Below are 16551 nucleotides of genomic sequence, written 5' to 3' on the forward strand. Positions count from 1 at the left end.
ACTCAAACGCAGGCACAGGGAGTATGGATTCCGGGCCTGCGCTGCTGCGCAGCGCATCCCGGAATGACGTTGAGAGGGGGGTGCACCTGTCGAGATTCCGGGGTCGCGCGCGATGCGCGCGCCCCGGAATGACCGCTGCGTTCGTCATTGCGAGGAGCGAAGCGACGAAGCAATCCAGAAGCTCAGTGCTCGGAGCTGGATTGCTTCGCTTCGCTCGCAATGACGAAGAGAAAGGCCGACGCTTTGGCCTAGAACACCACCACCGACCTGATCGACTTGCCCTCGTGCATCAGCTCGAAGCCCTTGTTGATCTCCTCGAGCGTCAGCACGTGGGTGATCATCGGGTCGATCTCGATCTTGCCGTTCATGTACCAGTCGACGATCTTCGGCACGTCGGTGCGGCCGCGGGCGCCGCCGAAGGCTGAGCCTTTCCAGACGCGGCCGGTGACGAGCTGGAACGGGCGGGTCGAGATTTCCTTGCCGGCTTCCGCCACGCCGATCACCACCGAGACGCCCCAGCCGCGATGGCAGGCTTCCAGCGCCTGGCGCATGACGGTGGTGTTGCCGGTGCAGTCGAAGGTGTAGTCGGCGCCGCCGTCGGTCAGGCCGACCAGATGCTGGACGATGTCGCCGTCGATTGTCTTCGGATTGACGAAATGCGTCATGCCGAAGCGGCGGCCCCATTCTTCCTTGTCGTCGTTGATGTCGACGCCGACGATCTTGTCGGCGCCCACCATCCTGGCGCCCTGGATGACGTTGAGGCCGATGCCGCCGAGGCCGAACACCACGACGTTGGCGCCGGGCTCGACCTTCGCGGTGTTGACCACCGCGCCGACGCCGGTGGTGACGCCGCAGCCGATGTAGCAGCTCTTGTCGAACGGCGCGTCGTCGCGGATCTTCGCCAGCGCGATTTCCGGCAGCACGGTGAAGTTCGAGAACGTCGAGCAGCCCATGTAGTGATAGATCGGCTTGCCCTGATAGCTGAAGCGCGAGGTGCCGTCCGGCATCACGCCCTTGCCCTGGGTGGCGCGGATCGAGGTGCAGAGATTGGTCTTCTGGCTGAGGCAGCTTTTGCACTGCCGGCATTCCGGCGTGTACAGCGGGATGACGTGATCGCCGGGCTTCACCGAGGTGACGCCGGCGCCGATCTCGCGGACGATGCCCGCGCCTTCATGGCCGAGGATCGACGGGAAGATGCCTTCGGAGTCGAGGCCGTCGAGCGTATAGGCGTCGGTGTGGCAGATGCCGGTCGCCTTGATCTCGACCAGCACCTCGCCGGCCTTCGGTCCCTCGAGATCGAGTTCGACGATTTCGAGCGGCCTCTTGGCCTCGAACGCGACGGCGGCCCGTGTCTTCATGGCGAATCTCCCTGCATCGGCGTCACTGCGAATGGCGTGCGGTATCGCAAATCGGCGGCGTCACCGGAACCGTTTTCTCGCGAGCGTTTCTGAACAGCGCGGGGCCGCCGCTCAGGCCGACGACGCGTCGCATGCCGCCTCGGCGGGCATCTCTTCGGCCGCATTCGGGTCGCCCGGCGCGGTCGCCCAGGCGAGTTCGACCAGCGTCACGGTGCGGCGGCCGGTGCCGTCGAACTGGCAGACGATCAGGCCCTGTTCCTCGATATAGGTCAGCAGCCGCCGTGCGCGGCGCAGCGAGTGGGTGCCGTAGGCGCGGGCGATCGCGGCGTCGCCGGGGCAGGGCCAGCCTTCCTTGGCGGCGCGCGCGATCATCATGAACACGCCCTGCATGTCCTCGGGCAGCGTCCCGGCGCGCAGCGAGACGTCCTGCCAGCCGTCATCCTGCGCGATCGCTTCGGTCGTCAGTCCGGCGCGGGCGTGGGTCAGCATCCGGCGGAAATTCGGCATGTCGGGGATCGTCGCGGCCAGGCCTTCGATGCGACAGCGCACGACGAACTCCTGATACAACACGCCGATCGCGCGAAAGCCTGCGTCCGGCTCGGCCAGGATCGCGCGCAGGATGCGGTCGAGCCGCTCGCGCCGTGCGGCCAGTTCCTCGGCGCTGAGCGGCTTCTCCTCGGGTTCGGGCCGCGCCTCCAGCGCCGCCGACTTCGCCGCCATCAACTGACTGAGCAGATCCGGCGCCGAGCGCCGCTGCGGCCGCGTCGATGTCTCCGGCGGCGGTTCGGCGAGGATGATCGAGCGGGCGTTCTGCAACGCTTCTTCAGGCAGCGGCATCAGCCGCGGCGTGGCGTTGCGCGGATGCGTATCGGTCGGCCCGATCCGCAGCGCCAGCGGTCGCCGCGACAAAGCAGGGCCCAGCGCCATGAACTGTCCGCGCTCGAGATCGCGGAACGCATCCGCCTGCCGCCGCTCCATGCCGAGCAGATCGGCGGCGCGCGCCATGTCGATGTCGAGGAAGGTCCGGCCCATCAGGAAGTTCGACGCTTCGGCGGCGACGTTCTTGGCGAGCTTGGCGAGCCGCTGCGTTGCGATCACGCCGGCGAGGCCGCGCTTGCGGCCGCGGCACATCAAATTCGTCATCGCGCCGAGCGACAGCTTGCGCGCCTCGTCGGAGACTTCGCCGGCGACGGCCGGCGCGAACAATTGCGCTTCGTCGACCACCACGAGCATCGGGTACCAATGGTCGCGCGCGACGTCGAACATGCCGCCGAGGAAAGCCGCGGCGCGGCGCATCTGATTTTCGGCGTCCAGCCCTTCGAGATTGAGCACGGTCGAGACCCGGTGGATGCGCGCGCGCTCGCCCGCGACCTGCAAGCCGCGCTCGGTGTGGTCCTCGGCGTCGATGACGAGGTGGCCGAACTTCTCGGCCAGGGTGACGAAATCGCCTTCGGGGTCGATGATCGACTGCTGCACCCAGGGCGCGCTCTGCTCGAGCAGCCGGCGCAGCAGATGCGACTTGCCGGAGCCGGAATTGCCCTGCACCAGCAGCCGGGTCGCCAGCAGTTCCTCGAGGTCGAGCGTCGCCGGTCCGTTGGTCGTGGTCTGCCCCATCTCGATCACAACGGTCATGACTTCGCTCGATGCTCCTTTCGGGGGAGGGGCTTAACAATCCGACCGCACCGCGTCGAGCGCTGTGAACCCATGGCTGACCGTTATGCACGGGTGGTTGCCGGAATGTTCCCTCGGAGCAGCCTCAGGCTGGCCGGGCGCTGGCGCACGCGTAGAGTGACGTGCTCAGCGGGTCAGACCTTTCAGCACGAGGTCGGTGCTGGCTTCCGCGAACTCAGCCATATCGAATTGTTTGCGTGTTCCGAACAGCAACGACCAAAGGCAGATCAGCAGCGAGGGACTCATGATCAGTTCGGCGAATCTCGATGCGGGAGCGTCACGGAATTCGCCGGCTGCAACGCCCGCGTCGATCACTTTCTTGAACTGCTCCATCATCGGCATGATGAACTCGTCATAATGCCGATCGACCAGATCCGGGAAACGCCCGCCTTCGGAGATCAGGAAGCGCAGGACTTCGCGGGAGGCCCTGTTCTCCGCGATGTGATCATAGGTGAAGACGATCAGGGCACGCAGCCGGTCGGGGTGCGAGCCGGTCAGGGCGGCGGCGTAGTCTCCCAATTGCGGCAGGAAATCCTTGGATTTGCGTCGGACCATTTCCTCGAACACCCGCTCCTTGGTGTCGAAGTAGAAATAAATCGTCCCCTTTGTCACGCCGGCCAACGCAGCGACGTCTTCCAGTCGCGTGGCTGAATAACCATGCTTCACAAACTCCTCGAACGCTGCATCGAGGATCTCGGCCGGACGTTCGGCTTTGCGCCGGGCGCGCTTCTTGGTTTCGGCAGGCATGGCGGGAGCTCCAATCATTCGCAGCATACTATTGACTTTCGAGTCAGTCAATATTATTGCAGAGCAGCATGGTCGATCATATGAGCCAGCCCATCATGTTACCGCCGCTTCGAACGATCCTGTTGTTGCTCCTGGCGCTGCCGCTGGCGGCCTGCAACGAAAAGGCTCAGCAGGGCCGGCCGGCGAATCTGGTGAAAACCGAGATCGTTCACCTTCAGCCCCGGCAGACGGTGGTTCGTCTCACCGGTGACGTTCAGGCGCGCGTGACGAGTGAGTTGTCGTTCCGCGTCAGCGGTCGGGTGACCGAGCGGCTGGTCGATGTCGGCGACCATGTGAAGGCCGGCGACGTGCTGGCGCGGATCGATCCGACCGAGCAACAGGCCGACCTCGTCGGGTCTCAGGCAGCCGTCGCCTCGGCGGAGGCGCAGTTGCGCCTCGCCACCGCGACCTTCGAGCGGCAGAAGTCGCTGATGGCCAGCGGCTTCACCACCCGGGGTTCGTTCGACCAGGCGCAGGAAGGCTTGCGGACCGCCGAAGGCTCGCTCGACAACGCCAGGGCCCAGCTCGGGATCGCCAAGGATGCCCTGACCTATACCGAGCTTCGAGCCAGCGCGTCGGGCATCATCACGGCGCGGAATATCGAGGTGGGGCAGGTCGCGCAGTCCGCCCAGTCGGCCTACACGCTCGCCGAGGACGGCGCGCGCGACGCCGTGTTCGACGTCAACGAATCGGTGTTTCTGAAGCCGATCGAGGGCGGCACCATCAAGCTGACGCTGGTGTCGGATCCGTCGGTCACTGCGATCGCGCGTCCCCGGGAAATCTCCCCGACCGTCGACCCGAAGAGCGGGACCGTTCGGGTCAAGCTGTCGATCGAGAATCCGCCGGCCGCGATGACACTCGGGAGCGCCGTCACAGGCGAGGGGCGCAGCCGGTCCGTCGACAAGATCGTGCTGCCTTGGAGTGTCCTGACCTCCGATCAGAAAGGGCCGGCCGTCTGGGTGGTCGACCCCGAGACGCGCGCCGTATCGCTCAGGAGCATCGTGGTGGAAACCTACGAGACCAGTTCGATCGTCGTGGCCAGCGGCCTGAAGCCCGGCGAGCGCGTCGTCGTCGATGGCGGCAAGATGCTGCGGCCCGCGGAAATCGTCACCTATGACGGGGAAAACGCATGACGGCGTCGCGGATCATAGGAGTGATGGCGGCTTGCGTGTTGATCGCGGGATGCCAGGAGAAAGCCAGCCAGCCGGAGCCGATCCGGCCGGTGTTGTCGACTGTGGTCGCCCCTCCCGAAGCGACCAGCATGGGCGTCGTCGGCACGATCGAGCCCCGGTACAAGACGGACTACGGTTTTCGCGTGCTCGGGCGCATGATCGCGCGGCCCGTTTATGTCGGTGACACCGTCGCGAAGGGGCAGGCCCTCGCGGCCATCGATCCGTTCGCGGCGGAACTGGCCGTCAGGTCCGCCGTCGCGGATGTTGCATCGGCGCAGGCGCAGCTGGTGAACGCCAGCAGCAACGTTGCCCGCCAGCGCACGCTGATCGAGACCGGCGCCGTGACCAAGGCCACGCTCGACTCGGCGGAGCAGGGAAATTCCGCCGCGCAGGCCTCGGTCATTCGCGCCCAATCGAGCCTGACCAAAGCGCGCGAGCAACTCAGCTACACCAAGATCGCCACCGAATATGCCGGTGTCGTCACCGCTGTCGGCGCGCAGGTCGGCCAGATCGTCAGTCCCGGCCAGACCGTGGTGACGGTCGCACGACCGGATGTCCGCGAGGCGGTGATCGACGTCGCCGACGACCTCGCCGGCGCCCTGCAGATCGACATGCCGCTGAAGGTCGCGCTGCAGCTCGATCCGCGGATCCGTGTCGAGGGCAAAGTGCGTGAGGTGTCGCCGCAGGCCGATCAGCTGACCCGCACCCGAAGGGTCCGGATCACGCTCGAGAATCCGCCGGAGACGTTTCGGCTCGGCTCCACCATCACGACGCTGATTCCGGGCAAACCGACGCGTGGACTACGATTGCCGGCCACGGCGATCCTGACCGAGGGTGGTCAGCCGAGCGTCTGGATGATCGATCCTGCCGCCGGATCGGTGACCAAACGCAAAGTGCAGATCGTCACCAACGACGACGGTTCGGTCGACGTGGTCGAGGGAATTGCGGCCGGCGCACGTATCGTGACGGCTGGCGTGCATCATCTCAAGGAAGGCCAGATGGTCCGGTTCGGAGAGGGAAGCTCGCTGTGAAGTCCTTCAACCTTTCCGACTGGGCCCTGCAGCACCGCTCGCTGGTCTGGTACTTCATGATCGCGTTCATGGCCGCGGGGCTGTTGTCGTATCTCGAACTCGGACGCGAAGAGGATCCGGCCTTCACCATCAAGACCATGGTGATCCAGGCCCAATGGCCGGGAGCCTCGGCCGAGGAGACGACCCGTCAGGTCACCGACCGGATCGAGAAGAAGCTCGAAGAGCTGGAGTCGCTCGACTACACCAAGAGCATCACGACTTCGGGCCAGACGACGGTGTTCGTGAATCTGCGCGACACCACCAAGGCGCGCGACGTCGTCCCGACCTGGGTGCGCGTCCGCAACATGGTCAACGACATCAAGAGCGAATTTCCGAACGGCGTCGTCGGACCGTTCTTCAACGACCGCTTCGGCGACGTGTTCGGCAACATCTACGCTTTCACTAGCGACGGGCTGACGCAGCGGCAGTTGCGCGACAGGGTTGAGGACGTTCGCGCCAAGGTTCTGCAGGTGCCCAATGTCGGCCGCGTCGACATCGTCGGTGCACAGGACGAGGTGATCTATCTGGAATTCTCGACCCGCAAGGTCGCGGCACTCGGGCTCGACCAGCGTTCGATCATGACGTCGCTGCAGGCGCAGAATGCGATCACGCCCTCGGGCGTGCTGCAGGCCGGGCCGGAACGGATCAGCGTCCGGGTCAGCGGGCAGTTCACCTCGGAGGAAAGCCTCAAGGCGATCAATCTGCGCGTCAACGACCGGTTCTTTCCGCTCACCGATATCGCCACGATCCGCCGCGGCTACACCGATCCGCCGACGTCGCTGTTCCGGTACAAGGGCGAGCCGGCGATCGGCCTGACGATCGGCATGAAGGCCGGCGCCAATCTGCTCGAGTTCGGCGAAGCACTGAAAAAGGAGATGACGCGCATCGCCGCCGACCTGCCGGTCGGCGCAGAGGTGCATCTGGTCTCGGACCAGCCGGAGATCGTCGACGAGGCGGTGTCCGGGTTCACGCGGGCCCTGTTCGAGGCCGTCGTCATCGTGCTGGCGATCAGTTTCATCAGCCTCGGCATGCGCGCCGGCCTGGTGGTCGCCATCTCGATTCCGCTGGTGCTGGCGATCACCTTCCTGGTGATGTCCTACAGCGGCATCTCGCTGCAGCGGATTTCACTGGGCGCGCTGATCATCGCGCTCGGCCTGCTGGTCGACGACGCGATGATCGCGGTCGAGATGATGGTGGCGCGCCTGGAACTGGGCGACTCGCTCAACAAGGCCGCGACCTACGTCTACACGTCGACCGCCTTTCCGATGCTGACAGGCACGCTGGTGACGGTCGCCGGCTTCATTCCGATCGGCCTCAACAACAGCGCGGCGGGCGAATTCACCTTCACGCTGTTCGTCGTGATCGCGGTGTCGCTGCTGACCTCCTGGATCGTCGCGGTGCTGTTCACGCCGCTGCTCGGCGTCACCATTCTGCCGGACAAAATGAAGAGCCATCACGACAACAAGGGATGGTTCTCCACCGCGTTCAGCCGCGCGCTGCTGTTCTGCATGCGCTGGCGCTGGCTCACGATCGCCGTGACGCTCGCGGCGTTCGCGCTGTCGATCGTCGGCATGGGGTTCGTCCAGCAGCAGTTCTTCCCGTCGTCGGATCGCAAGGAGCTGATCGTCGACTGGAGCCTGCCGCAGAACAGTTCGATCGCCGAGACCAGCGCGCAGATGGCGCAGTTCGAGCGGGAGGCGCTGAAGGGCCAGGCCGGGATCGATCACTGGTCGACTTATGTCGGGCAGGGCGCGCCGCGCTTCCTGCTGTCGTTCGACGTTCAGCCGGCCAACGCCACGTTCGGCCAGATGGTGATCGTCACCAAGAGCCTGGCGGATCGTGACCGGCTGAAGGCCGAGTTGCAGGCCTATCTGAAGAAGACGTTCCCCGGCACCGACGCCCTGGTGAAGCTGCTGGATATCGGCCCGCCGGTCGGACGGCCGGTGCAGTATCGCGTCAGCGGGCCCGACATCGGCGAGGTCCGCGCCTTGTCCCGTCAGCTCGCGGGCATCGTCGCCGGAAACCCGCATCTCGGCGACGTGGTGTACGACTGGATGGAGCCCGCGCGGGTCGTCAAGGTCGACGTGCTGCAGGACAAGGCGCGCCAGCTCGGCGTCACCTCGGAAGACATCGCCTCCACCCTGAACGGCGTTGTCGACGGCTCGTCGGTCACGCAAGTTCGTGACGATATCTACCTCGTCAAGGTTCTCGGCCGCGCCAATGCGGCGGAGCGTGGTTCGATCGAAACCCTTCGCAATCTGCAATTGTCGGGCAGCAACGGGCAGTCGGTGCCGCTCGCGGCGGTGGCGAACTTCCGCTACGAGCTCGAGCAGCCGACGATCTGGCGCCGCTCGCGCCTGCCGACCATCACCCTCAAGGCGGACATCCGGGACGGCGTTCAGCCGGCGACCGTCGTCGAGCAGTTGAAAGCGCCGATCGCGGAGTTCAGCGCGAAACTTCCGGTCGGCTATTCCGTCGCCGTCGGCGGCAGCGTCGAGGAGAGCGGAAAGTCGCAGTCGCCGATCATTGCGGTGGTGCCGGTGATGTTGTTCGCGATGGCGACCATTCTGATGATCCAGCTGCAGAGCTTCAGCCGGCTGTTCCTGGTGTTCGCCGTCGCGCCGCTGGCGCTGATCGGTGTGGTCGCGGCACTGTTGCCGAGCGGCGCGCCGCTCGGATTCGTCGCGATCCTCGGCGTGCTGGCGCTGATCGGAATCCTGATCCGCAACTCGGTCATCCTGATCGTGCAGATCGAACATCTGCGAAGCGAGAACAAGCCACCCTGGGACGCCGTGGTCGAAGCCACCGAACACCGGATGCGGCCGATCCTGCTGACCGCCGCCGCGGCCAGCCTCGCGCTGATCCCGATCGCCCGCGAGGTGTTCTGGGGGCCGATGGCCTACGCCATGATGGGCGGCATCATCGTTGGAACGGTGCTGACGCTGCTGTTCCTCCCCGCGCTCTATGTGGCGTGGTTCCGTATCAAGATGCCGGAAGAAGGCACCTCAGCATGAAAACGACAGATCTCGAACCCACTGTGCCGCCATTGTGTCGCGGCGCCCGCGTCCGAATGAGCCGGCTCGGCCGTGAGCGTCATCCTAAATACGGCGAGCGCGAGGGATTGATCGTCGGCCAGGGTTCCCCAAGCAGCTGGCGGGTCAAATTCGACGACCGCAAGACCATCCAGGCGATCCATCAGGACTACCTCGAACGGGTTCCGCGCTCGGCCCAGCCGGCCCAATCCTCGGACGCGATAACGGGTCGGCATCGCGACGCCTCATCGAATCCTTAAACCTTTTCCTCGATCCTCCGGTATGGTCATGCGTCACATTCCCCGGCCGTTGGTCGTGCCTCTGGTGATCGCGTTGAGTTCGCTGCTGGCGGCTTGCGCGTCCAAGCCGCGGGTGCCGTACACCGCCGCGGAAGCCTCCGCGGCCCGTGTGCTCGACCTCAGGGATCTGCGGCGCTACGCCGACGAGCCGGCATCGGCATTCCGGGACGACAAAATCATCGCGGGGCCGCGCACCTATCTGGCGCTGTCGGGCGGCGGTGCCGACGGCGCCTATGGGGCGGGCGTGCTCAACGGATGGACCGACGCCGGGACCCGTCCGTCGTTCTCGATCGTCTCGGGTGTCAGCACCGGCGCGCTGATTGCGCCGTTCGCGTTCCTCGGGCCGCAATACGACCCGACCCTGCGCGAGTTCTACACCAGCGGCATCGCCGAGAGCCTGCTCGACTCGCCGAACCCCTTCAACGCCATCTTCGGCTCGGGCTTGTTCGGCAATACCCGCCTGCGCGAACTCGTCGCCCAGTACATCAATGCGGATTTCATGGCCGCGGTCGCAGACGAGCACGCCCGGGGCCGGATGCTGTTCGTGGCGACGACCAATCTGGATTCCCAGCGCGCCGTGATCTGGAACATGGGCCGGATCGCATCGCTGCGCTCGATGCAGGCGCTCAACCTGTTCCGGGACGTGGTGGCGGCATCGGCGAGCCTTCCGGCGGTCTTCCCGCCGATGCTGGTGAACGCCGAGGCCAACGGCGTCCGGTTCCAGGAGATGCACGTCGATGGTGGCGTCACCGCGCCGGTTCTGACGCTGCCGGAGGCCTATCTGCTGCGCAACGCGTCATGGGGCAAGTCGCTCGATCTGCAGCTCTACATCCTGATGAACAACAAGATCGAGCCGGAATTCCAGGTGGTCCAGAACAGGACGCTGGAGATCGCTGCGCGGTCGTCGTCGACGCTGGTCAAGGCGCAGACGAGGTCGATCCTCTACAGCACCTATGATGCCGCCCGCCGCAACAAATACGGCTTCAACCTGACCTACATCGAAAGCGATCGGCCGCCGTCGCCGTCCGCGGGCTTCGACACCGCTTACATGCGGGACCTGTTTCAGTACGGCTATGACCGGGCGAGGTCGGGCCATGCATGGTCGAAGTCGCCGCCTGCGGATTCGCCGACCGCCGTGCCGGTCGCCCAGGCCACCCCCGTCCGGCGTGTGGCCGGCGCCAACTGATCGTGACGCCGTCGACGCGGCCTTCCACCGCGTCCCGAAGAGAGCGAGGCGGACATGTCTGCACGTATCGTCCTGTCCGTGCTTGCGGCGGCGTCGCTGTTGCTCGGTCTGACCTCGGCGGTCCAGTCCGCGCGCGAACCTCACGAACTCGACGTCGGCGCGACGCCGGGATCTGGCGACGAAGCCGGATCCGCGCCGATCGCCGCCGGCTCCGGTGCGGATCTCGTCCGGATGGTGGAGACCAGCCTGACCGGCGCCAGAGTTTACGATCTGAGCTTCAACGGTGACGGCGCGGCGCCGGCCTTCGAGGTCAAATCGTATCGCGACGACAAGATCTGGAACACGGTCGTCGATGCCGCGACGCGCCGGATCGTTCGCTCCGCCATGGTGATGCCGGCCTCCGATCTGCATGGCGAGGACCAGCGCAGCATCGACGAATTCAGGCGATCGAACATGGCGCTGGCCGAAGCGATCGAAATCGCCGAGAAATACGGGCCGGGCAGGGCGATCAGCGCCGGCCTTCACCACACCGGCGGGAAACTGGTGTTCGTGGTGGTGGTCGTATCAGGCGGTGCGCTGAAGGAAATCGTGATCCGTCCCGAGAGCCTGAAGCGCCGCGGGAGGCGCGGGACGGAGTACCAACCCGCCGATTCCGTCAGCCGCGCGCCCTCCTGAGCCGCGGATCGTCCTCACGGCCGGCTGCCAATTTCGCCGGTCTGTCGCAGGAGACCCCGCTTCGGCGCAAACAGAAATGCCAGAACGAAAACGACCGCCTGGGTCAGCACGATACAGGCGCCGGTCGCGCCGTCGATATGGAAGCTGACCAGCGTCCCGAGCGCGGCCGAACTGGTCGCGACCACCGTGGCGATCACCAGCATCCGGTCGAAGCTGTCGGTCAGCAGATAGGCGGTTGCGCCGGGCGCGACCAGCATCGCCACGACCAGGATGATCCCGACCGCCTTCAGCGACGCCACGATGGTCAGCGCGAGCAGCACCAGCAGCCCGTAATGCAGCCACATCACCGGCAGGCCGATCGAGCGGGCGTGGTTGGGATCGAAGCAGTACAGCAGCAGATCGCGGCCTTTCAGCAGCACGACGAGCAGGGTGCCTCCGGCGACGATGGCGGTTTCGATCAGGTCGCGCGGCGTGACGCCGAGAACGTTGCCGAACAGGATGTGGTTCAAATGCTGGTCGGTATCGATCTTGGTGAACATCACGAGGCCGATGCCGAACATGCCGGAGAACACGATGCCCATCACCGTGTCTTCCTTCACGCGGCTGTTGGCGCTCAAATATCCGGTGAACACGGCGCAGGACAGCCCGGCCGCGAACGCGCCGACCGCGTAGGGCAGGTTCAGCACATGCGCGAGCACGATACCCGGCAGCACCGCGTGGGAGACGGCGTCGCCCATCAGCGACCAGCCCTTGAGCACCAGGTAGCACGACAGCACGGCGCAGACCGCCGCGACCATCACCGATATCATCAGCGCGCGCTGCATGAAGGGATAGGCCAGCGGCCCGGCGAACCAGTCGAACAGTTCGGTCACGACGCAACCTCCGCGGCGGCGAGCCGGCGACGGCGTGCCGCCAGCAGACCATGCTTCGGCGCGAGATAGAACGCCGTCAGAAACACCAGCGTCTGCAGCGTGACGATCACGCCGCCGGTCGCGCCGTCGAGGAAGTAGCTGATATAGGCACCGACGAAACTCGTGATCGCGCCGATCGAGATGCTGATCAGGATCAGTCGGCCGAAGCGGTCGGTGAGGAGATAGGCGGTGGCGCCGGGCGTGACCACCATCGCGATGACGAGGCAGGCGCCGACCGTCTGCAGCGCCGCGACGGTGCAGGCGCTGAGCAGGGTGAAGAACACGATCCTGAGCGCGCGGGGATTGAGGCCGATGCTGCGCGCGTGGTTCTCGTCGAAGAAGGTCACCATCAGGTCCTTCCACAGCAGGGCCAGGATGCCGAGCGAGACTCCCGAGATCAGCGCCACCTGGACGACGTCCCCGTCGGAGATCGCCAGGATGTTGCCGAGCACGATGGTCTGGACGCTGACCGAGGCCGGCCAGATCGAGGCCATCAGCAGGCCGAGCGCGAACAGCGTGGTGAACACCAGGCCGATCACCGCGTCCTCGCGCAGGCGCGAGTTCAGCTTGACGAACTGCATGCCGGCCGCGGCGAGGATGCCGGCGAGGAAGGCGCCGAGCGCGAACGGCACGCCGATGATATAGGCGGCTGCGACGCCGGGCACGATCGAATGCGCCAGGGCGTCGCCCATCAGCGACCAGCCTTTCAGCATCAGATAGGCCGACAGAAAGGCACAGACGCCGCCGACCAGCGCGCTGACCCACATCGCCTTGAGCATGTAGTCGTAGCCGAACGGCACCAGCATCTCGGCGAGCAGCGAGCCCTCGGCCATCTCAGGTCTCCTCTTCGTGCCGCTCGCTGCGGCGCTCGCCATACAGCACGAGCGGCCGCTCGTCGTCGGTGATCACCGTGAACTGCCGGCGGTCGGCGGCGATATCCGGTCCGGTGTCGCCGAACTGCAGGTTGCGCAACACGCCGCCGAACGTTCGTTCGAGGTTGTCTCGCGTGAAGGTCTCGGCGGTCGGGCCGGCGGCGAGAACGGAGCGGTTGATCAGCACGACCTGGTCGCAGAATTCCGGAACGCTGCCGAGGTCGTGGGTCGAGACCAGCATCAGATGCCCGGAGTCCCGCAATTCGCGCAACAGGTCGACAATCGCCGCTTCGGTCTTGACGTCGACGCCGGTGAACGGCTCGTCGAGCAGGATGATGCGGCCGCCCTGCGCCAGCGAGCGAGCGAGGAACACACGTTTCTTCTGGCCGCCGCTCAGTTCGCCGATCTGGCGGTGGCGGTAGGCGCTCATGCCGACGCGCTCCAGCGCCTCGTCGACCTTGCGGCGATCCAGCCGCGACGGAATCCGCAGGAAGTTCATGTGGCCGTAGCGGCCCATCAGCACCACGGTTTCGACCAGCACCGGGAAATTCCAGTCGACATCCTCGCTCTGCGGCACATAGGCGACGATGTTCTTCTTCAGCGCCTCCGAGACCGGCAGACCGCATAGCTTCACCACGCCGGCGGTGGGCCGCACGAAGCCCATGATCGCCTTGAAGATCGTCGACTTGCCGCTGCCGTTGACGCCGACCAGCGCGCAGATCGTGCCGGCGTCGAGCGCGAACGAGGCGTCGCTGACGGCGGTGAAGCCGTTCGGATAGGTGACGGTGAGGTTTTGCACCGTGATGCTGGCGGCGGGCGCCGCGCTGAATTCCGATCTAGCCATGTGCGTGACGTGGCGCGGTCAAGCGCCAAACCCTTTCGCGATGGTCTCGACGGTCACCTTCAGCAGATCCAGATAGGTGGGGACCGGGCCACCTGCGGCGCTGAGCGAGTCGACGTAGAGCATTCCGCCGTAGCGCGCGCCGGCCTCGCGGGCCACCTGCTTCGCGGCGCGGTCCGAGATCGTGCTCTCGCTGAACACCACCGGGATATTGTTGTCGCGCACGAGGTCGATCACCTTGCGCACCTGCTGCGGCGTGCCTTGTTCGTCGGCGTTGATCGGCCAGAGGAAGGCCTCCTTCATGTCGTAGTCGCGCGCGAGATAGCTGAAGGCGCCTTCGCTCGACACCAGCCAGCGCTTGTCCCGGGGGATGGCGGCGAGCCGCATTCGCAGCGGCTCGTCGAGTGCCTTGATCCGCGCGGCATATTCGGCGGCGTTGCGATCATACGCGTCCTTGTTGGCGGGATCGTGCGTGACCAGCGCCTTGCGGATGTTCTCGACATAGATCAGGGCGTTCGAGGGCGACATCCAGGCGTGCGGATTCGGCTTGCCGGCATAGGGCCCTTCGGCAATCCCCATCGGCTCGATACCTTCGGTGACGACGATGCTCGGCACCTGCTTGACGCTCTGGAAGAACCGCTCGAACCAGCGTTCGAGGTTGAATCCGTTCCACAGCACCAGGTCGGCGGACTGCGCACGGACGATGTCGCGCGGTGTCGGCTGGTAGTCGTGGATCTCCGCGCCCGGCTTGGTGATCGATTCCACCACGGCCCTGTCGCCGGCGACGTTCTGCGCGATGTCCTGGATGATCGTGAAGGTCGTCACCACGCGAAGCGGCTTGCGCGTTTCCGCTTGGGACGGCCCGGCCAGCAGCAGGCCAGCGAGGGCAGTCGCCAAGGCGATTGCGAAGGCGATTGCGAAGGCCGTCGTGACCAGGCGTCGCGCGTTTGCCTCCGGCTTCATCTGTCGGCTCCCCGATCGGCGATCATTGCCATTGTCCTGTTCCTGTGACGATCTAGAAATGCACATTGAGGCGCAGCATCGCCTGGTGGCGCTCGAAATTGTCGAGGTCGAGACGGCGGCTGTCGCCCGGCGCTTCGCCGGCCACCTGCATTTGCCAGGTGCCCGACACCCCGAGACTGTTCGTGATGCTGTAGGAGAAGGTCGGACCGACAAACACCGCGTCGCCGGCGAAGCGGTCGAGGCCACCGCCGTCATAGGCCCGCAGATAGCGCAGCGCGATGCCCGCGACGAATTCGGGCACGAACGCGTAGGACAGCGCGCCGTGCAGTTCGAGGCCGGAATCGTGGCTCCACAGTCTCGACGCGCGCTCGCGGGTCGTGCCTGTGCCGTACCAGACGTTGAAGGCGGCAAACAATCTGTCCGGGATCAGCTCGCGGTCGAACAGCGCGGCGAATTCGGCGCCGTAGTGCTCGATCCGCATACCGCTGCCTTCATCGACGCGGCTCCAGCCCGGCTGGGCGTGCAACGTCAGTCCGAACGGCGCGGTGGTCCTGTCGATCAGCTTGTAGCGGAATTCCATCGTCGCACCATTGAAGGTGACGTGGCGCCGATCGCCGTAGCCCGGTGCGCCATCGATCCGCTGGGCGCCGAGGCCGAAGCCGGGTGCGATGCGGAATCGATCGGTGACCGTGTATTTGACCTGGTTGAGCGTCGCGAGCGTGGCGTAGCTGCCGCTTCGCTTGCCGAATGCGCCGACATTTTCCATCTCGATTTCAATGTCGCCGCGCCGGCCGATGTCCGATCCCATGGTGAAGCCGAAAATGTGCTCGGTATCGATGTCCTTGGCTTGATGATCCGGCACGGTCGGCTTTGCGCCGGGGGAGCCGCTCGCCGACGAGGGGGCGACAGCGGCGAGCCATGATGGCCGATCCTGCGCCATTGCGGGCCCGACTTGCGCAAGCGCGCCGATTCCGGTCGCCGCGGCCACGGCGACGAGCGCCCGCTTGGGCTGCTGACGGCCGGCCGGAATGCCCGCCCGCGACCAGACCTCACGCATCAACATCTCCAAATCCTAGCCAATCATACATGGTGTAGCACAGGCTACAGAGTAAGGAATGGTTCGCAGATGTCAACGCTGCAATATGTAGCCAAGGCTACATTTTGACCCGGCCAGTGAAACGTGATCTCTCTGTCTCGCAATCTCAATGGCTTAGGATAGGCGCCCATGCCGGTGACGGCTCACCAGAAGCCACCCCCGACCGACAGCATCAGCACCGAACTGCCTTCGGAGCTCACCCAGGCGCGGCGCTTCGGCAAGACGCGGTCAGCTCAGTCGACCGCGTTGTTCGAAGATTATGTCGAGCTGATCGCCGATCTGCTGACGGGCGTCGGCGAGGCGCGGCCGACGGATATCGCGCGACGGCTCGGGGTGTCCCATGCGACCGCGATCAAGGCCATCGCGCGCCTGAAGCGGGCCGGATTGGCGACCTCGCGCCCTTATCGGGGCGTCTTTCTCACCGAGAACGGACATGCGCTCGCCGAAAAAGTCCATACCCGCCATCGGCTGGTGGTCGACCTGCTGATTGCGGTCGGGGTTCCCGCCGAAGCCGCCGAGGCCGATGCCGAGGGAATGGAGCACCACGTCTCGGATGCGACCCTGAAGGCATTCGCCCATTTCCTCGGGTCCCGATGACGAGCGGCCTGCCGGGCCGGCT

Annotated in this window: 15 protein-coding genes; 7 read left to right on the forward strand and 8 right to left on the reverse strand. The window is 65.7% G+C overall.

The window, feature by feature from the left end; translation table 11 throughout:
• Positions 1 to 248 precede the first annotated feature (248 nt).
• From ACTZWT_RS10615 to ACTZWT_RS10625, 3 genes are all read right to left on the reverse strand, one after another.
• Positions 249 to 1358, reverse strand: a complete 1110-nt coding sequence (locus tag ACTZWT_RS10615; protein WP_444769634.1) for an S-(hydroxymethyl)glutathione dehydrogenase/class III alcohol dehydrogenase — start codon at positions 1356 to 1358, stop codon at positions 249 to 251.
• A gap of 111 nt (positions 1359 to 1469) precedes the next feature.
• Positions 1470 to 2990: a helicase HerA domain-containing protein gene (locus ACTZWT_RS10620; protein ID WP_444769635.1), complete on the reverse strand. Its 1521-nt coding sequence runs from the start codon at positions 2988 to 2990 to the stop codon at positions 1470 to 1472.
• 165 nt (positions 2991 to 3155) lie between these two features.
• Entirely contained in the window at positions 3156 to 3776 is a 621-nt protein-coding gene (locus ACTZWT_RS10625) for a TetR/AcrR family transcriptional regulator (protein WP_444769636.1), read from the reverse strand.
• A gap of 80 nt (positions 3777 to 3856) precedes the next feature.
• Between ACTZWT_RS10625 and ACTZWT_RS10630 the strand changes: the two genes are divergently transcribed.
• From ACTZWT_RS10630 to ACTZWT_RS10655, 6 genes are read left to right on the forward strand one after another with little or no spacing between them, the layout of a single operon-like run.
• Positions 3857 to 4948 carry an efflux RND transporter periplasmic adaptor subunit gene (locus ACTZWT_RS10630; protein ID WP_444769637.1) on the forward strand — a complete coding sequence of 364 codons (1092 nt, stop codon included), beginning with the start codon at positions 3857 to 3859 and terminating at the stop codon, positions 4946 to 4948.
• The gene (locus tag ACTZWT_RS10635) at positions 4945 to 6018 is read left to right on the forward strand and encodes an efflux RND transporter periplasmic adaptor subunit (RefSeq protein ID WP_444769638.1); all 1074 of its coding nucleotides are present in this window, start codon (positions 4945 to 4947) and stop codon (positions 6016 to 6018) included. Before ACTZWT_RS10630 ends, ACTZWT_RS10635 begins: the two co-directional genes overlap by 4 nt.
• Positions 6015 to 9071, forward strand: coding sequence for an efflux RND transporter permease subunit (locus ACTZWT_RS10640; RefSeq protein ID WP_444769639.1), 3057 nt, complete (start codon positions 6015 to 6017; stop codon positions 9069 to 9071). Before ACTZWT_RS10635 ends, ACTZWT_RS10640 begins: the two co-directional genes overlap by 4 nt.
• Complete coding sequence (locus ACTZWT_RS10645) at positions 9068 to 9349, forward strand: hypothetical protein (RefSeq protein ID WP_444769640.1); 282 nt, start codon at positions 9068 to 9070, stop codon at positions 9347 to 9349. Before ACTZWT_RS10640 ends, ACTZWT_RS10645 begins: the two co-directional genes overlap by 4 nt.
• Positions 9350 to 9377: 28 nt before the next feature.
• Positions 9378 to 10574 (forward strand): patatin-like phospholipase family protein, encoded by a 1197-nt coding sequence (locus ACTZWT_RS10650; protein WP_444769641.1) that lies wholly within the window; start codon positions 9378 to 9380, stop codon positions 10572 to 10574.
• A 54-nt stretch (positions 10575 to 10628) separates the two neighbouring features.
• The gene (locus ACTZWT_RS10655; protein WP_444769642.1) at positions 10629 to 11249 is read left to right on the forward strand and encodes a hypothetical protein; all 621 of its coding nucleotides are present in this window, start codon (positions 10629 to 10631) and stop codon (positions 11247 to 11249) included.
• 14 nt (positions 11250 to 11263) lie between these two features.
• Here the strand turns inward: ACTZWT_RS10655 and ACTZWT_RS10660 are convergent, their stop codons facing one another.
• Genes ACTZWT_RS10660 through ACTZWT_RS10680 form a run of 5 tightly spaced genes read right to left on the reverse strand, consistent with a single transcriptional unit; the run spans position 11264 to position 15893 of the window.
• Entirely contained in the window at positions 11264 to 12121 is an 858-nt protein-coding gene (locus tag ACTZWT_RS10660; protein ID WP_444769643.1) for a metal ABC transporter permease, read from the reverse strand.
• The gene (locus tag ACTZWT_RS10665) at positions 12118 to 12993 is read right to left on the reverse strand and encodes a metal ABC transporter permease (protein WP_444769644.1); all 876 of its coding nucleotides are present in this window, start codon (positions 12991 to 12993) and stop codon (positions 12118 to 12120) included. The genes ACTZWT_RS10660 and ACTZWT_RS10665 overlap by 4 nt, the downstream gene beginning before the upstream one ends.
• 1 nt (position 12994) lies before the next feature.
• A complete protein-coding gene (locus ACTZWT_RS10670; protein WP_444769645.1) occupies positions 12995 to 13876 on the reverse strand; it encodes a manganese/iron ABC transporter ATP-binding protein in 882 nt (293 codons plus the stop codon).
• 18 nt (positions 13877 to 13894) lie between these two features.
• Positions 13895 to 14836, reverse strand: coding sequence for a metal ABC transporter substrate-binding protein (locus tag ACTZWT_RS10675; protein WP_444769646.1), 942 nt, complete (start codon positions 14834 to 14836; stop codon positions 13895 to 13897).
• Between the two features lie 52 nt (positions 14837 to 14888).
• On the reverse strand, positions 14889 to 15893 hold the full coding sequence (locus tag ACTZWT_RS10680) for a hypothetical protein (protein ID WP_444769647.1): 1005 nt from the start codon (positions 15891 to 15893) through the stop codon (positions 14889 to 14891).
• Positions 15894 to 16061: 168 nt separating this feature from the next.
• On the opposite strand from ACTZWT_RS10680, the gene mntR reads away from it, so the two are divergent.
• Positions 16062 to 16529, forward strand: a complete 468-nt coding sequence (gene mntR / locus ACTZWT_RS10685; protein ID WP_444769648.1) for a manganese-binding transcriptional regulator MntR — start codon at positions 16062 to 16064, stop codon at positions 16527 to 16529.
• The last annotated feature ends 22 nt before the right edge of the window (positions 16530 to 16551 follow it).

This window comes from Rhodopseudomonas sp. NSM (genome assembly GCF_052445935.1).
GTDB lineage: Bacteria > Pseudomonadota > Alphaproteobacteria > Rhizobiales > Xanthobacteraceae > Rhodopseudomonas.

What these genes read in the sequence shown, in the direction of transcription:
- ACTZWT_RS10650 (WP_444769641.1), top strand. Translation starts at nt 9,378, where the DNA reads ATGCGTCACATTCCCCGGCCGTTGGTCGTGCCTCTGGTGATCGCGTTG.
- ACTZWT_RS10615 (WP_444769634.1), bottom strand. Translation starts at nt 1,358, where the DNA reads ATGAAGACACGGGCCGCCGTCGCGTTCGAGGCCAAGAGGCCGCTCGAA.
- ACTZWT_RS10675 (WP_444769646.1), bottom strand. Translation starts at nt 14,836, where the DNA reads ATGAAGCCGGAGGCAAACGCGCGACGCCTGGTCACGACGGCCTTCGCA.
- mntR (WP_444769648.1), top strand. Translation starts at nt 16,062, where the DNA reads ATGCCGGTGACGGCTCACCAGAAGCCACCCCCGACCGACAGCATCAGC.
- ACTZWT_RS10645 (WP_444769640.1), top strand. Translation starts at nt 9,068, where the DNA reads ATGAAAACGACAGATCTCGAACCCACTGTGCCGCCATTGTGTCGCGGC.
- ACTZWT_RS10680 (WP_444769647.1), bottom strand. Translation starts at nt 15,893, where the DNA reads ATGCGTGAGGTCTGGTCGCGGGCGGGCATTCCGGCCGGCCGTCAGCAG.
- ACTZWT_RS10630 (WP_444769637.1), top strand. Translation starts at nt 3,857, where the DNA reads ATGAGCCAGCCCATCATGTTACCGCCGCTTCGAACGATCCTGTTGTTG.
- ACTZWT_RS10625 (WP_444769636.1), bottom strand. Translation starts at nt 3,776, where the DNA reads ATGCCTGCCGAAACCAAGAAGCGCGCCCGGCGCAAAGCCGAACGTCCG.
- ACTZWT_RS10620 (WP_444769635.1), bottom strand. Translation starts at nt 2,990, where the DNA reads ATGACCGTTGTGATCGAGATGGGGCAGACCACGACCAACGGACCGGCG.
- ACTZWT_RS10635 (WP_444769638.1), top strand. Translation starts at nt 4,945, where the DNA reads ATGACGGCGTCGCGGATCATAGGAGTGATGGCGGCTTGCGTGTTGATC.
- ACTZWT_RS10665 (WP_444769644.1), bottom strand. Translation starts at nt 12,993, where the DNA reads ATGGCCGAGGGCTCGCTGCTCGCCGAGATGCTGGTGCCGTTCGGCTAC.
- ACTZWT_RS10655 (WP_444769642.1), top strand. Translation starts at nt 10,629, where the DNA reads ATGTCTGCACGTATCGTCCTGTCCGTGCTTGCGGCGGCGTCGCTGTTG.
- ACTZWT_RS10670 (WP_444769645.1), bottom strand. Translation starts at nt 13,876, where the DNA reads ATGGCTAGATCGGAATTCAGCGCGGCGCCCGCCGCCAGCATCACGGTG.